We start from the raw sequence: 19563 nt of genomic DNA, 5'->3' as shown, positions 1-19563 counted from the left end.
TGGGAACTCACCGCCTCGGGGTCGAACTACCAGGTGATCAACGCCAACAGCGACAAGTGCCTGAACACCAAGGACAACTCCACCTCCTCGGGCGCGCCGGTGCAGCAGAACTCCTGCGACTCGGCCGCCACCAAACAGTGGACCCTCCAACCGGCCGGCTCGACCCCGAGCGGCACCCCCACGGCCACCCCCACGAACAGCCCGACGCCCACGCCCAGCACCACGCCCACGGGCGGCCCGACCACCCCGCCCACCACCGGGCTGATCGGCTGGGCGACCCAGGGCGGCGGCACGACCGGCGGCGCCGGCGGCGCCACGACGACGGTCACCTCCCTGACCGCGCTCACCACCGCCGTGAAGGGCGACGCCGCGAAGATCGTCCAGGTGAACGGCAACTTCACCTGCTCCGAGGACGTACGGGTGGGCGGCAACACCACTGTCCTCGGCGTCGGCGCGAACTCCGGGCTGACCGGCTGCGGCCTGAACATCCGTGACGTCGGCAACGTCATCGTGCGCAACATGAAGATCTCGAAGGTCCGGGCCGGCAACGGCAACGGCGACGCGATCCACCTCGACAACGCCAAGCGCGTGTGGCTCGACCACAACGACCTGTCGAGCGACACCAGCCACGGCACGGACTACTACGACGGCCTGCTGGACGTCACGCACGGCTCCGACTACGTCACCGTCTCCTGGAACAAGCTGCACGACCACGTCAAGTGCTCGCTCGTCGGCCACAGCGACGGCAACAGCTCCGAGGACTCCGGGCACCTGCGCGTGACGTACCACCACAACGCGTTCCAGACCTGCGCCCAGCGCAACCCCCGGGTGCGCTTCGGCAACCCGGTCCACGTGTTCAACAACTACTACTACAAGGACCCGTCCTACACCGACTACAGCTACGGCATCGCCTCCACCTGCGGCGCGGGCGTGCTCGTCGAGGGCAACTACTTCGAGAACATCGCCGAGCCCACCCACATCGCCGAGGGCTCGTCGCCGGGCGGGTCGATCGTCGCCCGCAACAACTACTTCGTGAACTCGGGCACGCCGCAGACCTCCGGCAGCGTCGCCTCCGTCCCGTACTCGTACACGGTGGACAACCCCAGCGGTGTGAAGGCGAACGTCCTCGCCAACGCGGGCACCGGCAAGATCTAGTTCCAGGCGCACAGGTACCGGCACATCCCTGTGAAGTCCCGGAGGCCGCGGCCACCCGCCGCGGCCTCCGCCACTTCTTATCCTCGCCCCGCCGGCCGCTGGTGCTTCGAGGCCCGGTACGCCTCCACGGACTTGCGTGAGGACCTCCAGATCCCATCGGACCCCTGGACGGCCTTGAGGCGGCCACGCTGAGCGGCCTGCCGGAGAGCCGCGAGGCTGAACTCCTCGTCGGCGAGCGCCGCCAGCGGAACCAGACGGGCAGGCCCGGCGATGTTCGGGACGATGAAGCGGTTGAGATTGTCCTCCATCGCGCGTGCGATCAGTTCACCCAGCGCACCGTAGTCCCCGTTGTCCGCTCGCCGCAGCGCCGCAAGGTAGGAGGAACGCTGTCGCTTCAGAATGATGATCGGAGGGTAGCGAAGCCTGACGAGAACGAGATTCACAACGAGACGTCCAGTACGACCATTGCCATCGAGGAAGGGGTGAATGCGCTCGAAGCCGTTGTGCAATCTGGCCAGTTCCTCAGGCAGGGGATGTTCAAGCTCGTCACCCGCCTCGATCCGCTTGCCCAGGGCGCACACCTCCGCGACCCACTGACCGACCTGCTCCGGCACCAAGGGCCAAGGTGGCGGCGTCATCCCTTCGGAGAAGGGCATGATGTCGTGCTCGCGGAAGTTTCCCGGCCCCTCGCGATCCGTCGCGTCCGGATGTGGCGCAACATCCCAGACCGGAGTCATCGCCGCATGGTGGACCCTCCGGACCTCATTGATCGTGATGAGGTTTCCGTCGTGCCAGGCATCCGGCTCAAGCGCCTGCCCGTAGACCCACTGCGCCGCCGTGGCATAGCCACGCACCTCGTTGTACTCGCGGAGGGCTTTCGCTCCCACCGCCCTGCCCTGGTCGAGAAGCGCTCGAACCTCACGGAGCACGAGCGTGTTCCCTTCGAGGGCCGTAGAGTGATGAGCCTCCTCATGCCAGATGTCATCCCAGATCTCCTGGGCCTCCCGTGGGTTCGGCAAGCCGCCGAGCCGGTCGTTCAGTTCGGCGAGCGCCATATCCAGACGTGCGTACACCGTGGTCCGGCTCGGCCTGCCTCTGCCAGCCACGCGCCACCTCTTCCATTTTGATAAGCCCCACCAGCAGCTAATTGAACTTATCAAGTCGCTGCGTGTTGTGGTGCATAGATCACAAGGAGTGATGACAGGCGTGGGATTGTTCGTCAGCTGTCGAGGGCGGCGCGTTCGGCGTCGGTGAGCAGGCGGGAACGGATCAGGAAACGCACGCCCTCCGGCGCCTCCAGGGAGAAGCCGCTGCCCCGGCCGGGGACGACGTCCACGGTCAGGTGGGTGTGCCGCCAGCGCTCGAACTGGCTTGCCGACATCCAGAACGTGACGGGCTCGTCGACGCCCTCGACGGTCAGCGAGGCGAGCAGCACGTCCGAGGAGCCGGTGCGGAACTCGCCCTCCAGGTAGCACATCGGGGCGCTGCCGTCGCAGCAGCCGCCGGATTGGTGGAACATCAGCGGGCCGTGGGCCGCCCGCAGCCGCCGGATGAGGTCGGCGGCCGCGGGGGTGAGGTCCACGCGGGACACCTCGGGCATCAGAAGAAGCCGAGCTTCGAGGGCGAGTAGCTGACCAGCAGGTTCTTGGTCTGCTGGTAGTGGTCGAGCATCATCTTGTGCGTCTCCCTGCCGATGCCCGACTGCTTGTAGCCGCCGAAGGCGGCGTGGGCGGGATAGGCGTGGTAGCAGTTCGTCCAGACCCGCCCGGCCTGGATGGCCCGGCCGGCCCGGTAGGCCTTGTTGACGTCCCGGGTCCACACGCCCGCCCCGAGGCCGTACAACGTGTCGTTGGCGATCTTGATAGCGTCGTCGAAGTCGGTGAACGAGGTCACCGAGACGACCGGTCCGAAGATCTCCTCCTGGAACACCCGCATGTGGTTGGCGCCCTCGAAGACCGTCGGCTCGACGTAGTAGCCGCCCGACAGCTCGCCGCCGAGGTCGGCGCGGTGCCCGCCGGTGAGCACCTTGGCGCCCTCCTGCCGGCCGATGTCGAGGTACGAGAGAATCTTCTCCAGCTGGTCGTTGGACGCCTGCGCGCCGACCATGGTGGCCTGGTCCAGCGGGTGGCCACGGACGATCTTCTCCGTACGCTCGACCGCGGCCTCCAGGAACCGCTGGTAGTGGCCCTGCTGGATGAGTGCCCTGGAGGGGCAGGTGCAGACCTCCCCCTGGTTGAGGGCGAACATCGTGAAGCCCTCCAGCGCCTTGTCGAAGAACTCGTCGTCGGCGGAGGACACGTCGTCGAAGAAGAGGTTGGGGCTCTTGCCGCCGAGCTCCAGCGTGACCGGCTTGATGTTCTCGCTGGCGTACTGCATGATCAGCCGCCCGGTGGTGGTCTCCCCGGTGAACGCCACCTTCGCGACCCGCGCGCTGGAGGCCAGCGGCTTGCCGGCCTCGACGCCGAACCCGTTGACGATGTTGAGGACGCCCGGCGGGAGAAGGTCGGCCACCAGGCTCATCCAGTAGTGGATCGACGCCGGGGTCTGCTCGGCCGGCTTCAGGACCACGGCGTTACCGGCGGCCAGCGCCGGCGCGAGCTTCCAGGCGGCCATCAGGATCGGGAAGTTCCACGGGATGATCTGGGCGACGACGCCGAGCGGCTCGTGGAAGTGGTAGGCGACGGTGTCCGCGTCGATCTCCGAAAGGCTGCCCTCCTGGGCCCTGATCGCCCCCGCGAAGTAGCGGAAGTGGTCGATGGCCAGCGGGATGTCGGCGGCCAGCGTCTCCCGGATCGGCTTGCCGTTCTCCCAGGTCTCGGCGACGGCGAGCCGCTCCAGGTTCTGCTCCATGCGGTCGGCGATCCGGTTGAGGATGTTCGCCCGCTCGGTCGTGGACGTGCGGCCCCAGGCGGGGGCGGCGCCGTGCGCGGCGTCCAGCGCGCGCTCGACGTCCTCGGCCGTGCCGCGCGCGACCTCGGTGAAGGTCTGACCGGTCACCGGCGTGGGGTTCTCGAAGTACTGCCCCCGCTGCGGCGGGACGTACTCGCCGCCGATCCAGTGGTCGTAACGCTGCTCGTACGCCATGAGGGCGTCCGGCTGTCCCGGCGCGGCGTAACGGGTCATGAGATGGACCTCCCGGACAGGGTGTGGGTCTGACGTCCCGGACGTTAGTAGCGGGTACGTTGCCGACACGTTGCGTCCATGTTCCAGACGTTTCGCACACAGCCTCCGGGCCGCACGGTCAGGGCCGCGGTCATGAATGGTCAAATCTCCCCTAAGATCACCGGTCATGACTTCGGAAACGTTTTCCGTCTCCCGCAGGGATGCCCTGCGCCTGCTGGCGGGCGGCGCGACGGCGGGGCTGGCCGCCGGGCTGCCCGCGTCGCCGGCGAGCGCGGCGGCCCGCGTGTGGAGCGTCACCGGCCGCAGCACGACGTCGCTGAAGCCCTTCGACGACACGCTGAAGCGCTTCATGCAGGCACGGACGATCCCGCACGCGTCCCTGGCCGTGGTCCGCAAGGGCAAGCTGGTGCTCGCCCGCGGCTACAACTGGACCGCGGACACCTCGTTCACGGCCGGACCCACCTCGCTGTTCCGCGTCGCGAGCCTGAGCAAGCCGGTCACCGCCGCCGCGGTCCTGAAGCTGGCGCAGGACGGCAAGCTCAGCCTCTCGGCCAAGGTCGCGCCGCTGCTGGGACTGAGCACGGCGGCCGATCCGCGCCTCGCCGCCGTCACCGTGACCCACCTGCTGCAGCACCTGGGCGGCTGGGACCTCGACGTGTCGGGCGACCCGATGTTCAGCGACAGGGCGATCGCGGCCGCGCTCGGCGTCTCCCTGCCCGTCACCCAGGCGCACATCATCGAACACACCACCGGCCGCAAGCTCGACCACGCCCCCGGCACGACGTACGCGTACTCGAACTACGGATACCTCCTCCTGCAGAAGATCATCGAGAAGGCGAGCGGGGTCTCGTACGCGAGCTACGTCCAGAGCAAGGTGCTGACACCCCTCAAGATCAAGCGGATGGTGCTCGGCAGGACCGCGAAGAGTCTCCGTAAATCGGGTGAGGTGCCGTACTTCTCGCAGTACACCGGCAAGAGTGTGATCGACACCTCCGGCTCCGTGGTGCCCTTCCCGTACGGCGGGTTCAACCTGGAGAACATGGCCGCCCACGGCGGCTGGCTCGCCACCGCCGTCGACCTGGCCAAGTTCACCACCCTCTTCGACGCGGCCGGCGTGCTGACCTCGGCGTCGATCTCCAAGGCGTTCGCCAAGCCGTCGATCGGAGTCAACTCCGACGGCTGGTACTACGGCCTCGGCTGGCAGGTCCGCCCGGTCACCGGGGGCCGCAACACCTGGCACACGGGGTCGCTGGCCGGCACCTCCACGCTCATGGTCCGGCGGTACGACGGGCTGAGCTGGGTGGTGCTGTTCGACCAGCGCGACGACGCCTCCGGGCTTAGCTACGGGGACATCGACTCCCTTCTCCACACCGCCGCGAACTCGGTCACGTCCTGGCCCACCACGAACCTCTTCTCCACGTACGGCCTCTGAGTCTCACCACGCCCCTCACCAGGCCCTCACCATGGCCCTCACCATGGCGCCGGCAGGCCGTACTCCGCGTCGAGGTCGCGCACCCGCCGCGCGGCCCGCGCCCGGGCCGGGGACCCGGCGGGCAGCGCGGCCAGCAGCGCCTGCCAGGCGACGATGTCGTCCCTCCCCCACGGCGCGCGCGTCCACCGTTCGAGCAGCGCGGGGTCGCGCCGGGACACCAGCAGGTCGCGTACGCCGTCGTCGAGCAGGCGGCGCTGCCAGACGACGCCGGGAGCGTCCGAGCCCGGCAGGAGCGGCCCCCGGTAGGCACGCAGGGCCGCGTCGGCGTCCGCGGCGGCCAAATGCTCGGCGAGCGCCTGGAAGTCGGCCCGCACCGGCACCCGGAGCCGGTACGGACGGGAGTCGAGCAGCGGGCCCAGCCGGTGGCGCAGCCGGGACAGCTCCGCGCGCAGCGTGACGGGGTTCAGCATGCGGTCGCCGTACAGCTCCGCGCTGAGCTGGTCGCTGCTCAGTCCCCCGGGGTGGCAGGCCAGCAGCACGACGATCTCGCTGTGCCGGGGGCCGAGCCTGATGCGGCGCGGACCCTCGGCGAGCACGGCGTCGTCCCGGCCCAGGGCCGTGAGCGTCACGGCGGGCGCGAGCGCCGGAGCCGGAAGCGTGGCCAGATGGGCCTCGGCGGCGCGGGCCGCCGCCTGCACGAGGGCCAGGCTGTACGGGCTGGCCAGGTTGTCGCCGCCGGTCACGTCGACCGCGCCGAGCAGGCGGCCGGTGTGCGGGTCGTGGATCGGCGCGGCGGCGCAGGTCCACGGCTGCACCGGTACGGCGAAGTGCTCGGCCGCGAAGATCTGCACCGGATGGCCGACCGTGAGCGCGAGGCCGGGGGCATTGGTGCCCGCGTGGGACTCGTCCCACCGGGCCCCGGCGACGAAGTTCATCCGCTCGGCCCGCGCCCGCGCCCCGCGGTGACCCTCGACCCACAGCAGCCGGCCGGCCGCGTCGCACACCGCGAGCAGGTGCCGCCCGTCGTCGGCGATGCCGCCCAGCAGGTCGCGGAACAGCGGCAGCACCTGGGCCAGCGGGTGCGCGTCGCGATAATCCTCGAGTTCGGCGTCGGTGAGCTCCAGCGGCGCGAGCGCGTCCGGATCCACAGCGCGGGCCGAGCGCCGCCACGAGTCGGCCACCACCGCGCGCACGGGGCCGTCGATCGGGCCGTCGATCGCCCCGGCCGAAAGGAAGCGCTCATGGGCGCGGCGCAGCTCACCGGTGCGCTCCGCCGCGTCGGCCCCGGATTCAAGCGCGAGCCATGGATTGGTCACGGCGCCCTCACTCTCCGCGTCTTCAGGCGCCATCGTCACCCACGCCCGGGCCGCGCGACAAGGGTCCGTCAGGCGCCCGCCCAGATGTCCTTGCCGATGTCCCCGGCGGCCTGCGGGCCCATCAGGCCGAGCCCGCCGTCCACGAACAGCGACGCGCCGGTGACGTACGACGCGGCCGGCCCGGCCAGGAAGGCGATCACGGCGGCGACCTCGCGGGCGTCGCCCGGACGGCCGAGGGGGTAGCCGGGCCGGGTGCCCGGCCGGGGCGGCTGGTCCTCCTGGCCGGTCATGGGGGTCGCGATCTCCCCGGGGGCCACGGTGTTGACCGTGATGCCGTGCCTGGCCAGCTCGATGGCGAGCGTGCGGCTGAGCATGCGCAGGCCGCCCTTCGCCGCGCAGTACGGCCCGGCCCCGAGGCGGGGATACTCCTCGTGGACGCTGGTCACGTTGACGATCCGGCCGCCGGCGCCGCGTTCGATCATCCGGCGGGCGGCCCGCTGCGAGCACAGGAACGGCCCGTCGAGATCGACCGCGAGGACCGACCGCCACCGGTCGTAACCGATCTCCAGCAGCGGCTCTGCCGTGCCGGTGCCCGCGTTGTTGACCAGCACGCCGAGGCCGCCCAGCTCGTCGGCGAGCTCGTCGATCACTGCGGCGGCGGTGACGGGGTCGGTCAGGTCGTGCCGCCGGACGGCGGCGCGGCGATCCTGTTCCGCGACCTGTTCCGCCGTCTCCCGGGCCCCGTCCTCGTCCCGGTGATAGGTGATGCCGACGTCGAAGCCCTGGGCGGCGAGCATCACCGCGGTCGCCTGCCCGATCCCCGAGTCGGCTCCGGTGACGATCGCCACCTTGTCGTAGTCGAAGCGCGAAATCGGCGCCGTCGTCTCCTCGCTCACTGCGCCCCCCTTCGTGGCCGTACGGCGTACCCGGGAGGCCCTCCTTCACACGCCCCGGCGGGCGCGGGCCATCGCGGCCAGGCGCGTGCGCTGCTCCGGGGTGAGACGCGCCAGCCGCTCACGCGGATCCGGCCGCTTCAGGACCGCGTCGGTGCCGATCAGCGCCTCGACGTGCCCGGCGGCGACGCGCACGGACTCCTCCGAGACGGCGTCGGCTGCGAGCGGCGCGACACGCTCCCGGTATCCGTGGTCCTCCAGGGCCCGGGCCAGCAGGCCGGCCACCCGTTCCTCGGTCCAGTGCGACACGGGCAGCCAGGCCGCCACCCCGGCGCGCTCCAGCCGTTCCGCGTTGTCCGGCCGGTCCACGCCGTGCGCGAGCAGGACCTGCGGCGCCGACGACGCCAGCGCCCGGGCGAGCGTGCCCATCCCGCCGTGGTGGACGACCGCGCTCGCGTGCGGCATGACCGCCGCGAACGGCGCAGAGGGCGTCCACTCGACCCCCTCGGGCAGCGGGTCGGGGACGAACGACCGGTGCCGCGTCACCAGCAGCCCCGGCCGGCCGACGAGGCGGCAGGCACGGGCCGCCACCTCGTAGAACCGCTGGTGGAGCACCTGCCCGGTGCCACCGGTGATCAGGACGGGCGGCTCAGGCCACCGCGGCGCCGCGCCGTCGGCCGTGTCGCCCATCACGGAGTCGCCCGTCACGGAGTCGCCCGTCACGGAGTCGCCCATCACGAAGCCGCAGCGGGTGACCGAGGAGGGCGCGGGGTGGCCCGCCGCGTCGAACCACTCGGGCCACAGCGCCAGCTGGGTGCGCGGCATGGTCAGGTACGCGCTCCAGTCGCGCACCGGCGGCAGCCCGAAGGCCCGGAAGACCTCGTCGTAGCCGGGCCCGAGCACGTGCCGGTAGACCTGCCCGGTCACCGGCAGCGCGAGGTACTGGCTGGGCGAGACCGCCACCAGCGCGACCGGCACCCCGTGCAGCTCGGCGGCCATGAGCGCCGCGACGCCCGAGGTGTGCCGGGCCACGACCACCGTCTCCCCCGGCCGGTAGTGCGCCTTGATCATCTCCACTTCGTCGCGGAGCTGGCCGAACAGCCCGTTGCGCCGGTAGAGCGCCAGAACCCCGTCCGGATCGCGCAGGGGGTCGAGCATGAACCTGCGGGTGTCCTCCAGATGGCGGTCGTACGCCTCGTCGGTGTCGATCGGCAGGTGGCGCAGCCCGGCGGCGGCGATCCGGCCGGCGAACCACGCGTGGGTGAGCACGCTCACCTCGTGACCCCGGGCCGCCAGCTCGCGACCGAGCCGTACGAACGGCAGGACGTCGCCGTTGGTGCCGTGGGTGCTCAGCAGGATCACGGCCATCGGGTCAGGCGTCCCCGGAGGCGAGCAGGGCGTCGATCTCCTCGTCCGACAGTCCGGCGAGCTCGTCGAGCAGCCCGGCCAGCTCCTCGTCCCCGGCCTCCGCCAGCTGCCGCTCCTCGATCACCTTCGCGACCTCGGCCACAGTGAACGAGGTGGTGTAAAGGGTGTCGAAGGGCAGCTCGACGCCGAACTCGGCGCGCACCCGCGCCATGAACTGCACCAGGCGCAGCGAGTGGCCGCCCAGCTCGAAGAACCCGTCGGTCACGGAGGTGGGCGGCACGTCGAGCAGCTCCGCCCACCACCCCATGACGGCGGCCTCGACCGGGCTCGCCCCGGCGACCGCCACCGCGGGCCGCGCCGCGCGCATCGCCGCCAGGATCGCGTCCGCGCCGGTCAGCCCGGTCGCGATCCGCTCGACGGTGACCCAGTCGGCGACGGGCCCCGCTGCCCTCTCCTCAGCAGGGCCCGGCGCCGGTTCGTCCCGCGGGCCGGTCGCCTCGGGGGAATGCCTGACGGCCGCCGCCGCGTCCGCGTCGAGGACGTGCCGGACCCCCTCGCCGTACGGCTCGGCCGTGGCGGGCAGCGTGGCGAGGAAGTCGGCGGCGGGCCGGTTGCGCCCGCTCGGGCGGAAGTCCAGGGCCACCCGGGCCAGCCCCCGCTCGCGGGCGAGCTCGCCCAGGTGCGCGAGCATGCGGTGCTCCACCCCGCGTCCCAGCGCGCGGCAGCTCAGCAGGAACGCCTCGGCCCGGAGCGTGTCGCCGTCCGCCCGCGCGGCGGTCAGCCCGACCACGCCGTAGTCGCCGAACCGGTCCCGCACCGCGACGACGTGGCACTCCGCACCGGCCGGCAGCAGCCGTACGCCGGACAGATTGAACTGGTTGGTCCGCTCGGCGAGCTGGGCGGCCCGCGCCTCGTGCTCGGGACCGGCGGGGGTGATCGTCACCCGCAGGTCGAGCGTGGCGAAGAAGTCGGCGAGGGACATCCCCGCCCTGGCCTGCTCACGCCGCCGTTCCTCCCGGTAGTAGCGCGTGCGCTCGCGGTCGGCCGCGGTGACCGCGGTCAGGTCGAGCGGCCAGCAGTGCCGCAGGAACTCCGCCGCCCGCGCCGCGTCCGCCGGGACCCGCAGCGTCAGCGCCTCCGGGCAGCCGGCGCGGACCTCGGCGCACTCGATCGGGCTGTCGTCGATCAGGACGAAGGAGTCGAGCCCGACGTTCAGCTCGGCCGCGAGGGAGCGCAGAGCCTGCGACTTCGCCTCCCATCCGACGCGCATCGCGGTGATGTCGCCGGTGCCGAGCGGCAGCTCCGGATGCCGGTCGAGGACGGCGCGGACGTCCTTCTCCTCGTTCTTGCTGCACAGGCACAGCAGCCTGCCGGCGGCGACCTGACGGGCGAGCAGCCGCCAGATCTCCATCCGGTCGGGGCCGATCACCACGCCGTCCGGGCCGTCCTCGCCGACGACGCCGTCCCACAGCGTGCCGTCGCAGTCGGCCACGACGACCTTGGGGCGCGGGGTGGTCATGGCGCGCAGGCGGCGCACGACCGCCGACGCGCACGCCGCGAAGTAGCGGTCGGTGTAGGGGACGTTGCCGGTGCGGTCGGCCCAGGCGTCGTGGATCTCGCCGTCCTGCGAGTCCTCCCCCGGCTCGTACGGCTCCGCCGACGTGAGCACGGACACGGCGGAGTGGTCCTCGAACGCCTCGGTCAGCCTCGCGGCCAGCCGGGCGTGCGCGGCGGCCGAGCCGCGCTCCGGCGAGGCGGGGCAGACGACCAGCACGTGGGGCGTGCCCGACGCCGCCGCCGAGGCCCGCAACGCGGCGATGAGGTCCCTGGCCACGGCCTCCACCTCGTCGAGCCCGTCCTCCCCGGCGACCAGATCCTCGGCACGGACCAGGACGACGGCGGCGCCGGCCCGGCCGAGCTCGCTGCCGGGGTCGAGCAGCGAGGGGAACACCTGGCCGTACGGCGCGAAGGCGATCCCACCCCCGACGCCGAGCTCGCCGAGCCAGAACCGCAGAGCGTCGGCGAGCGGCTCGGCGGTGAAGGTCGCGGCGACCCCAAGTCCGATCTTGTTCACTGCGGTTTCCCCTTCGAGAGCGCGATCAGTCGGACATGGCGACGAGGACGCGGCGGGAGCCGGTGAAGGGCCTGCGGCCGTGGCCGACCAGCACGTTGTCGATCAACAGCAGGTCGCCGGTCCGCCAGTCCACGTCGACCGCGTTGTCCAGGCCCCGGTCACGCACCTGGATCACGTACTCGCCGGGGATCGGGGCGCCGTCGGGGAAGGTCACCGACTGGGGCAGCTCCTCCGGCGGCATGAGTTCGGCGAGCATGGCGGCGGACTCGTCGCCCAGCGATGCCGGATGCCACTGGTCGGCCTGGTTGAACCACACCTCGGTCCCGGTCACGGGGTGCCGGGTGGTGGCCGGCCTGACCTGGGAGACCCGCAGGCCCCCGTCGGGCCGCCACTGCCAGTCCGCGCCGATCCGGTCGAGGAATCCGGCCACCTCGTCGCGGTCGCCGGTCTCGAACGTGTCCTGCCAGCTCTTGCCGAGCCCCCGGCCCGCGTGGAGGTTCTGGGTGTAGCGCACGCCCTTGGCGAAGGCCTCCCTGACCTCGTCGTCGAGCGACTCCAGCCAGCGCACGCCGTCCACCACGGGGGTGGCCCCGCCGGTCTCGGCCGCCTTCTCGCAGAAGAACAGCAGGCGCGAGGGCCAGGTGGCCGAGTAGGACAGCTCGTTGTGCATCGAGATCGTGTACTCGGGCGGATACTCGGTGGAGGTGTAGACGTTGCCGCCCACCTTGGTGCGGGGCGAGTTGCCGTGGACGTACGCCAGCCGGTTGGGCAGGAGCGTGTCCATGACGGGGTCGAGGGTCCCGGGAGTGACGCCGAAGCCCCGGAAGACGAGGGCCTTCTCCCGCACGAGCAGGTCGCCCACGTCCGTTCCGCGCAGGCGTTCCACCAGTCCCTCGGGCGTGGCCGGGCCGCCGTCCGGGGTTATTTCCAGGGGCTTCCACAAGTCGTCCATGCGTCCTCCTTCTGCGCGAAATCCGGCCACGGCCGAGCACGGAGAAAATCGAATCAAGGAGGCAGGCGAGCCCTCGAATAGGCGGCGCCCCTGCGAGAAAGAGATTCCGGCGGCCAACATAGAACCCGGGTCGGGTCACGCGCAAGAAACATATTTGATCCGGTTCGCCCGACGACGTCAGTCAAATTATCCGACTTGCCCCAGTGGCCACCGACAATGCCGGCGAACGCGCATGTTTCGCCCCCCGCAACCGATGACGGAAGGTCGGTTTCCCCTTACTCTGGGCGCCCGAGCGCAGGTCGAAGTGAGGCTTGCGTTACCCAGCGTGCGTCCCGTATCGTAAAATAATCACTTTCATGGGAGCGCTCCCACGCATCTCGGCCCGAAACGCGGCGAGATACGCGGAGAGGTCCTGCGCAATCGACGATCAAGCGTTTTCTGGTTCAACCACTTTTCTGCGTGGTCAGCTGTCCTGCGCATTAGTCGCAGAGAGGAGAACGCTCGGTGACGATAACGCCGACGACTGACAACGAGCATCTAATAGCGTCGCTTTCCCCACGCCGCCAGGAGGCGCTGCGCCGGCTTCTCGCCGCCAGGGCCGCCGCCGCGAACGCGATCACCCGGCAGGACGAGGGGCCCGCGCCCTGCTCGTACGAGCAGGCCCAGATGTGGCTCGGCGCGCGGTTCGCCGAGGGAGCGCCCGCGCCGAACGCGACGATCGGCCTGCGGCTCACCGGCCCGCTCGACGTCCCCGCCCTGACCGCGGCCCTGGACGGCCTGGTCGAGCGCCACGAGATCCTGCGCACCGTCTACGAGAGCGGTGCGGACGGCCCCGTCCGCGGCGACCACGAGCCCCGCCAGATCGTCCTGGACCCCGGGCCCGCGCCGCTGCACGTGGTCGACCTGCGGCACCTGCCGGAGTCCGAGCGCGAGGACCGGGCCCGGGAGATCACGCTCGCGGCGGCGGTCGAGCGCTTCGACCTGGCGACCGGCCCGGTGCACCGGACCACGCTGGTCCGGCTGGCCGACGAGGACCACGTGCTGCTGTTCGCCTGTCACCACATCGCGTGCGACGGGTGGTCGGTCGGCATCGTCGTGGACGAGCTGACCACGGCGTACGCCGCCGCCCACGAGGGCCGCCCGGTGGACATCGGCCCGCCCGCGATCCAGTACGCCGACTACGCCGCCTGGTCGCGCCGCGAGCTCACGCCGGAGCTGCGCGAGCGGCGCCTGGCGTACTGGCGCGAACGGCTCGACGGCGCCGGCGCGGTGGAGCTCCCCATCGCGCGGGACGGCCAGGGCGTCGCCGGGGGCAAGCGGAGCGGCTCCCACCTGTTCACGCTGCCCGGCGAGACGCTCCGGCTGCTCCAGGAGGCGGGCGGGCCGGGGACCACGCCGTTCGTGGCGCTGCTCACGGTCTTCTCGATGCTGCTGGCCCGCTACACCGGGCAGGACGACCTCACGATCGCCTCCGTGAACGGGGGCCGCCGCCGGGTGGAGCTGGAGCCCGTCGTGGGCTGCTTCGTCAACGCCCTCCCGCTGCGGGCCGACCTGTCGGGCGACCCGTCGTTCCGGCAGGCCGCGGCCGGGGTGCGGCGCAGGCTCGGCGAGGCGCTCGCCAACCACCTGCCGTTCTCCGAGCTCGCCGGGGCGCTGAGCGACCGGGACGCCCGCGCGTTCTCGCTGTCCACGGTGGGCTTCTCGCTGCGGGCCTTCCGCGACCAGCGCGGGCGCTGGCCCGAGCTCGACGCCTCGGTGTGGGAGCACGAGGTCGACGACTTCACCTACGACCTGGCGCTGCTGGTCCACCTCGGCGAGGCGGACGACCCCAAGCTCTACCTGACCTACCAGAGGGACCGGTTCGACGAGGACGCCGTCGCCCGGCTCGCCGGGCACTACCGGGCGCTGGCCGAGCGGATCGCCGCCGCGCCGGACACGCCGCTGGCCGGCCTCGACCTGCTGACCGACGCCGAGCGCGACCTCGTGCTCGGCGCGTGGAACGACTCCGCCCGGCCGTACCCGGAGGTGGCCCTGCCCGAGCTGCTGGACCGGCACGCGGGCTCCGGCGCGGTGGCGGTCTCCTTCGAGGGCCGCACGACCACGTACGCCGAGCTGCACGCCCGCGCCAACCAGGTCGCCCATCTGCTGCGCGAGCGGGGCATCGGCCCGGAGGACACGGTGGGCGTGCTGCTCGACCGGAGTCCGGAACTGATCGCCTGCCTGCTGGGCGTGTGGAAGGCGGGCGCCGCCTACCTGCCGATGGACCCCAGGTTTCCCGCGCAGCGCGTCCGCGACATGCTGTCGATCGCCGCGACCCCGCTGGTCCTGACCTCGGCGGGTCACGCGCACCTCTTCGACGGTGTCGACGCCGTGGACCTCGTGGACGTGGAGGGCGGCCTGCTCGACGAGCAGCCGAGCGACCCGGTCGGCGTGCCGTACGACATCGACCGGCTGGCGTATGTGATCTTCACGTCGGGGTCCACGGGCAAGCCGAAGGGCGTGCAGGTCACCCACCGCGGGCTGGTGAACCACGTGTGGTGGGCCGTCGAGGACCTGGCGTCCGAAGGCGACGGCGGCGCCCCGCTGTTCGGCTCAGTGGCGTTCGACCTCGTGGTGCCCAACCTGTGGGCGCCGCTCGCCGCCGGTCAGCGCGTCACCGTGCTGCCGCAGGACTTCGACATGGGCGAGCTGGGCGCGCTGCTGGTGGCGGGCGGGCCGTACGGCTTCATCAAGTGCACTCCCGGCCACCTGGAGGTGCTCGGTCACCAGATCGACGCCCGGCAGGCCGCCGCGCTCGCCGGGAAGATCGTCGTGGCGGGCGAGGCGCTGCCCGGCTCGATGGCCAACCGGTGGCTGGAAATGCTCGGCCCGGGCCGGCTGATCAACGAGTACGGCCCCACCGAGGCGTCGGTCGGCACGTGTGTCTACCCCGTGCGGGACGCCCAGCTCGTGGAGGTCGTCCCGATCGGCCGCCCGCTGCCCAACATGCGGATGTACGTCCTGGACGCCGCCCGGCGGCTGCAGCCGGTCGGCGTGCCGGGCGAGCTGTACGTCGGCGGCGTGGGCGTGACCCGGGGCTACATCAACCGGCCGGACCTCACCGAGGAGCGGTTCCTGCCGGATCCCTTCCACCCTGTTTCCGGGAACGGGGGCGGACGGATGTACCGCACCGGCGACCGGGTGGCCTGGACCCGCGACGGGAACGTGGCCTTCCTCGGCCGGTTCGACGACCAGGTGAAGATCCGCGGCTACCGCATCGAGCTGGACGAGGTGCGGGCGGCCGTCCTCGATCACCCCGGCGTGCGCGACGCGGTCGTCACCGTGCACGCGTTCACACCCGAGGACAAGCGGCTGGTCGCCTACTACGTGGCGACAGATGCCGAGTTATCCGATCTCGCCGAGCACTGCACGGCCCGGCTGCCGGAATACATGGTCCCGTCGGTGTTCGTGCCGCTGGAGACCATCCCGCTCAACGCCAACGGCAAGGTGGACCGCAGGGCGCTGCCCGATCCGGTGGTCCGGGTGGGCGAGGAGCTGGCGGAGCCGACCACCGAGACCGAGATCACGGTGGCCGGGGTCTGGCGGGAGGTCCTCGGCATCGAGGCCGTCTCGATCGACAGCGACTTCAACGCGCTCGGCGGCCACTCGCTGCTGCTCATCCGCATGGTCGCCAAGCTGCGCCAGGCGCTGCCCGCCGGCGGCTACCAGGTGACCGTGCTCGACGCGATCGCCAACCGCACCGTCCGCGAGCTGGCCGCGCTGATCGACGCCGCTCAGGAGACACCCGAGGAGCCCGGGGACGGCCCGCGTGGCCTGCTGGTCGAGCTCACCCGTCCGGTCAAGGCGCCGACGCTGTCGCTCGTCTGCATCCCGTACGGCGGGGCCAGCGCGATGGTCTACCAGCCGCTGGCGGACGCGCTGCCGGACGGTCACTCGCTGTTCGCGGTCGCCCTGCCCGGCCACGAGCTGGGCGTCGAGGAGAGCACGATCGGCTTCCACGAGGCCGCCCAGCGGGTCTGCGACGAGGTGCTCGACCGCGTGCGCGGCCCGGTCGCGCTGTACGGCCACTGCGTCGGCAGCGCGCTGACCGCCGAGATCGCGCGGCGGCTGGAGGCCGCCGGACGGCGCGTCGAGGCCGTCTACATGGGCGGCAGCTTCCCGTTCGCCACCCCCACGAAGGGCCTGAACGGCCTGCTGGGCCGCATCTTCCGCAGTAAGGCGCTGGACAACGCCAACGCGCACGCGAACTGGCTCCGCGCGATGGGCGCCGACCTGCAGGACCTCGACCCCGATCAGGTCGACCACATCATCCGCACGATGCGGGTGGACGCGCGGGCCGGCGAGGACTACTTCAGCGAGCTCGTGGAGCGGCAGAGCCCGCAGCTGCGCGCCCCGGTGATCTCCATTGTCGGCGACCGCGACGCGCTGACCGACTTCTACCAGGAGCGCTACCGCGACTGGCACTGCGTCTCCGAGACCACGGCGCTGGTCGTGATGGCCGAGGCCGGTCACTACTTCCTCCGGTATCGCACCGAGGAACTGGCCGCGATCGTCACGACCACCCACACCGCCGTCGAGAGTCCCGGGGAGTGGCGGCCACGCCCGCCCGACGACCCGGCGACCTGGTGGCGGCAGGCGCTGTCCACCGACCGGCGGGCCGACGTCGCCGGGCCGCAGCCCAGCCTGGGCCGCTTCTTCACGGTGGCGACCGGCCAGATCGTCTCCATGATCGGCGCCGTGATGACCGAGTTCGCGGTGCCGATCTGGGCGTACCTGAAGACCGGCTCGCTGGTGCAGTTCGGCCTGTTCGCCATCATCGGGCTGGTGCCGGGGCTCGTGCTCGCGCCGCTGATCGGCGCACTCGTCGACCGGTACGACCGCAAGCGGGCGATGCTGGCGGCCGACGGCGTGTCCCTGGCCGTACAGGCCGCGCTGCTCGCGCTGATGGCCGGCGACGTGCTGACCATGCCCGTGCTGTACGGCCTGCTGGTGGTGCTGTCGATATCGGTGACCCTGCAACGGGTGGCCTGGCAGTCGGCCGGTCCGCAGCTCGCGCCCAAGCACTACCTGCACCACGTCGGCGGCGTCGTCCAGCTCGGCAACGCCGTGGCCCAGCTCATGGTCCCGCTGTTCTCCGTCGCCGTGCTGGCGTTGATCGGCATCGAGGGCATCCTGACCGCCAACGTGGTCTGCTACGCGATCGCGTTCGCCGTGACCCTGCTCGTGCGCTTCCCGGCCACGATGGCCTGGCGGCGCAGGGAGACGGTCTCCGCCGAGATCCGCAACGGCTTCCGCTACCTGCTGCGGCGGCGGGGCCTGCGGGCCATGGCCTTCACGATGTTCATCGTGAACTTCTTCCTGTTCACCGGGTTCATCATGATCTCGCCGCTGGTGCTGTCGGTCGGCGAGCTGGCCGACACCGGGCGGGTGGCGCTGCTCGCCGGGATCGGCGCGGTCTGCGGCGGCCTGGTCATCACGCTGTGGGGCGGCCCGCGCGACCGCCGGATGTTCGGCATGCTGTCGGCCGCCGGTGTGCTCGGGATCTTCTGCGCGATCGCCGGGCTGCGCCCGTCGCTCGTCCTCATCACGGTCGGGGCCTTCGGCATGTCGCTGATGATGACGATCAGCGACGGCATCTGGCTGACGATCATCCACTCGAAGGTGCCCCAGCGCTACCACGCCCGGGTCATCGCGATCAACCGGATGCTCGCGCTGTCGACCCAGCCGGTCGGCCTGGCCGTACAGGCCTGGCTGGTGGGGCTGGTCTTCGAGCCGCTGATGCGGCCGGACGGCCCGCTGGCCGGCACGGTCGGCAGGGTGATCGGGGTCGGCGAGGGCCGCGGCATCGGCCTGCTGTACGTCGTGTGCGGCCTGGCCATCGCGCTCACGATCACGCTGGCCCTGCGCCACCCGGCCCTGGCGAGGTTCGACCAGGAGACCCCGGACGCCGAGCCGGACGACCTGGTCGGCCTGGAGGCGCTGCGCGGCCGGCGCGCCGAGATGCTCTGAGATGCTCTGACCTGTGAATGGCGTGCGGGCCGCCGGGTACGGCGGCCCGTATGGACGAGAAGAAGACGAACCCGAAGCAGCTCGCCGAGGAGCTGGCGACGAACGCGCAGGACGACCCGCGGTTCAAGAACCGGACGCCCGGCATCCGGGCCACCCGGCAGGGGTCGGTGGAGCAGGCGGACCAGGACGCCGCCGGCATCGTCGGCGGCAAGGGAATCTCCGGCGGCGGGGCGTCGGGCGGGACCCTCGGGCAGCCGCCGACCGGGCGGCTCGACGACGACCAGCTCGCCGACACGGTGGCGGGCACCGGCCTGCCGCCCGACGACGAGGAAGACGAGGGCGACCAGTGAGTCTCAGCTGAGGCGGAAGGTCGGGCGGCCTCCGGGACCGGTCTCCGCGTCCAGCGTCTTGCCGCCGACAGCCTGCGCGACCTGCGGTTCGAGGAAGACGCGCACGTCCGCTCTCTCGATCACCTCGTCGCCCGAGAACGGCGCGCTCACCAGCGAGAGCTCCAGCGAGGCGGGCTCGCCCGGCTTGGCCGCGATGCGCAGGCCCGCCTCCTCGGGGAGATACTCCCCCACCATCAGATCGCGGATCGCCTGAACGGCGTGGTCGGTGACTGTCAGCACGGCGCGCCTCCTGTGTGTCTGCTCACGCGTCCTCGGGCTTGCGCCGCCGGTTCATCGCGAGCCATCCGGCGTCCCAGGCGGCGTACCTGTGGTGATCCAGACGGCGGCGGACGAGGGCGAGGCACGCCAGCAGGGCCGTCAGCGACAGCGCCGCCGTGGCCGTTCCGGACGCGACGCCGTCCGCGACCGTGTCGATCCGGCTCCGCGGGCCGTCGCCCGGCCTGCCGTCGCGGTCCAGCCAGATCCGCACGGGCGTGCCGGCCTTGGCCGCCGAGGGGACCGGCGCCTGCCCGGTCACCGTACGGCCGTCGGGGGCGGTCCAGGCGACGCCCGTGCGCAGCCGCGCGGCCGTGCCCTCCACCGCGACCCAGGTGGCGGCCGGCGCGTCCCGCGTGACGGTGGCCGTCACCCACCGCCCGGTGTGCTCCTCGGCCAGGCCGCCGCGAAAGACGGCGGCCCCCACGGCGAACGCCGCGGCCAGGCTCAGCACGGCCAGGATCAGGAAGGCCAGGACGGCCATGGACTCGACGCGGTCGGTTCCGCGCCGTAACGGGTTGCCGTCGGGCAGGTAGCGCCGCACCCACATCGTCACCGGGCGAGATCGCATCGCGT

The 19563-nt window shown here is 71.9% G+C and carries 14 protein-coding genes; 4 read left to right on the top strand and 10 right to left on the bottom strand.

The genetic code is table 11. The features are described 5' to 3' along the window. The coding region (locus ABZ857_RS15205) for an RICIN domain-containing protein (RefSeq protein WP_357043140.1) at positions 1-1155 on the top strand (1155 nt) is incomplete at its 5' end. A gap of 77 nt (positions 1156-1232) precedes the next feature. Here ABZ857_RS15205 and ABZ857_RS15200 read toward each other — a convergent pair. The 3 genes from ABZ857_RS15200 to adh form a co-directional block, all read right to left on the bottom strand. Continuing rightward, complete coding sequence (locus ABZ857_RS15200) at positions 1233-2228, bottom strand: Fic family protein (RefSeq protein WP_357043138.1); 996 nt, start codon at positions 2226-2228, stop codon at positions 1233-1235. A gap of 146 nt (positions 2229-2374) precedes the next feature. Then, positions 2375-2755, bottom strand: coding sequence for a DUF779 domain-containing protein (locus ABZ857_RS15195; protein ID WP_357043136.1), 381 nt, complete (start codon positions 2753-2755; stop codon positions 2375-2377). Next, positions 2755-4278 carry an aldehyde dehydrogenase gene (gene adh / locus ABZ857_RS15190; RefSeq protein ID WP_357043134.1) on the bottom strand — a complete coding sequence of 508 codons (1524 nt, stop codon included), beginning with the start codon at positions 4276-4278 and terminating at the stop codon, positions 2755-2757. Before adh ends, ABZ857_RS15195 begins: the two co-directional genes overlap by 1 nt. Positions 4279-4444: 166 nt before the next feature. Here adh and ABZ857_RS15185 point away from each other — a divergent pair, with 166 nt between their 5' ends. After that, positions 4445-5710: a serine hydrolase domain-containing protein gene (locus tag ABZ857_RS15185; RefSeq protein ID WP_357043132.1), complete on the top strand. Its 1266-nt coding sequence runs from the start codon at positions 4445-4447 to the stop codon at positions 5708-5710. A gap of 38 nt (positions 5711-5748) precedes the next feature. Here the strand turns inward: ABZ857_RS15185 and ABZ857_RS15180 are convergent, their stop codons facing one another. From ABZ857_RS15180 to ABZ857_RS15160, 5 genes are all read right to left on the bottom strand, one after another. After that, the gene (locus ABZ857_RS15180) at positions 5749-7026 is read right to left on the bottom strand and encodes a GAF domain-containing protein (RefSeq protein WP_357043130.1); all 1278 of its coding nucleotides are present in this window, start codon (positions 7024-7026) and stop codon (positions 5749-5751) included. Positions 7027-7094: 68 nt separating this feature from the next. After that, on the bottom strand, positions 7095-7922 hold the full coding sequence (locus ABZ857_RS15175; RefSeq protein ID WP_357043129.1) for an SDR family oxidoreductase: 828 nt from the start codon (positions 7920-7922) through the stop codon (positions 7095-7097). 45 nt (positions 7923-7967) lie between these two features. Next, positions 7968-9287 carry a glycosyltransferase gene (locus ABZ857_RS15170; protein WP_357043127.1) on the bottom strand — a complete coding sequence of 440 codons (1320 nt, stop codon included), beginning with the start codon at positions 9285-9287 and terminating at the stop codon, positions 7968-7970. Positions 9288-9291: 4 nt separating this feature from the next. Next, positions 9292-11361, bottom strand: coding sequence for an HAD-IIIC family phosphatase (locus ABZ857_RS15165; RefSeq protein WP_357043125.1), 2070 nt, complete (start codon positions 11359-11361; stop codon positions 9292-9294). A 25-nt stretch (positions 11362-11386) separates the two neighbouring features. Further along, on the bottom strand, positions 11387-12313 hold the full coding sequence (locus ABZ857_RS15160; protein ID WP_357043123.1) for a TauD/TfdA family dioxygenase: 927 nt from the start codon (positions 12311-12313) through the stop codon (positions 11387-11389). 504 nt (positions 12314-12817) lie between these two features. Here ABZ857_RS15160 and ABZ857_RS15155 point away from each other — a divergent pair. Together ABZ857_RS15155 and ABZ857_RS15150 are read left to right on the top strand one after the other, a co-directional pair. Continuing rightward, complete coding sequence (locus ABZ857_RS15155) at positions 12818-18322, top strand: amino acid adenylation domain-containing protein (RefSeq protein ID WP_357043121.1); 5505 nt, start codon at positions 12818-12820, stop codon at positions 18320-18322. Between the two features lie 50 nt (positions 18323-18372). Continuing rightward, positions 18373-18672 carry a hypothetical protein gene (locus ABZ857_RS15150; protein WP_357043120.1) on the top strand — a complete coding sequence of 100 codons (300 nt, stop codon included), beginning with the start codon at positions 18373-18375 and terminating at the stop codon, positions 18670-18672. A 3-nt stretch (positions 18673-18675) separates the two neighbouring features. Here ABZ857_RS15150 and ABZ857_RS15145 read toward each other — a convergent pair whose 3' ends face one another. Beyond that, a complete protein-coding gene (locus ABZ857_RS15145) occupies positions 18676-18951 on the bottom strand; it encodes a Fe-S cluster assembly protein HesB (RefSeq protein ID WP_357043118.1) in 276 nt (91 codons plus the stop codon). Between the two features lie 22 nt (positions 18952-18973). Further along, positions 18974-19558: a hypothetical protein gene (locus ABZ857_RS15140; RefSeq protein ID WP_357043116.1), complete on the bottom strand. Its 585-nt coding sequence runs from the start codon at positions 19556-19558 to the stop codon at positions 18974-18976. Between the last annotated feature and the right edge of the window lie 5 nt (positions 19559-19563).

The sequence above is a fragment of the Microbispora sp. NPDC046933 genome (assembly GCF_040644635.1).
Classification (GTDB): domain Bacteria; phylum Actinomycetota; class Actinomycetes; order Streptosporangiales; family Streptosporangiaceae; genus Microbispora.
This window is presented reverse-complemented; position numbering and strand designations above follow the sequence as displayed.

Excerpts from the sequence above, each read along its gene's own strand:
- ABZ857_RS15195 (WP_357043136.1), bottom strand. The coding sequence starts at position 2,755 with ATGCCCGAGGTGTCCCGCGTGGACCTCACCCCCGCGGCCGCCGACCTC.
- adh (WP_357043134.1), bottom strand. The coding sequence starts at position 4,278 with ATGACCCGTTACGCCGCGCCGGGACAGCCGGACGCCCTCATGGCGTAC.
- ABZ857_RS15185 (WP_357043132.1), top strand. The coding sequence starts at position 4,445 with ATGACTTCGGAAACGTTTTCCGTCTCCCGCAGGGATGCCCTGCGCCTG.
- ABZ857_RS15170 (WP_357043127.1), bottom strand. The coding sequence starts at position 9,287 with ATGGCCGTGATCCTGCTGAGCACCCACGGCACCAACGGCGACGTCCTG.
- ABZ857_RS15160 (WP_357043123.1), bottom strand. The coding sequence starts at position 12,313 with ATGGACGACTTGTGGAAGCCCCTGGAAATAACCCCGGACGGCGGCCCG.
- ABZ857_RS15150 (WP_357043120.1), top strand. The coding sequence starts at position 18,373 with ATGGACGAGAAGAAGACGAACCCGAAGCAGCTCGCCGAGGAGCTGGCG.
- ABZ857_RS15140 (WP_357043116.1), bottom strand. The coding sequence starts at position 19,558 with ATGCGATCTCGCCCGGTGACGATGTGGGTGCGGCGCTACCTGCCCGAC.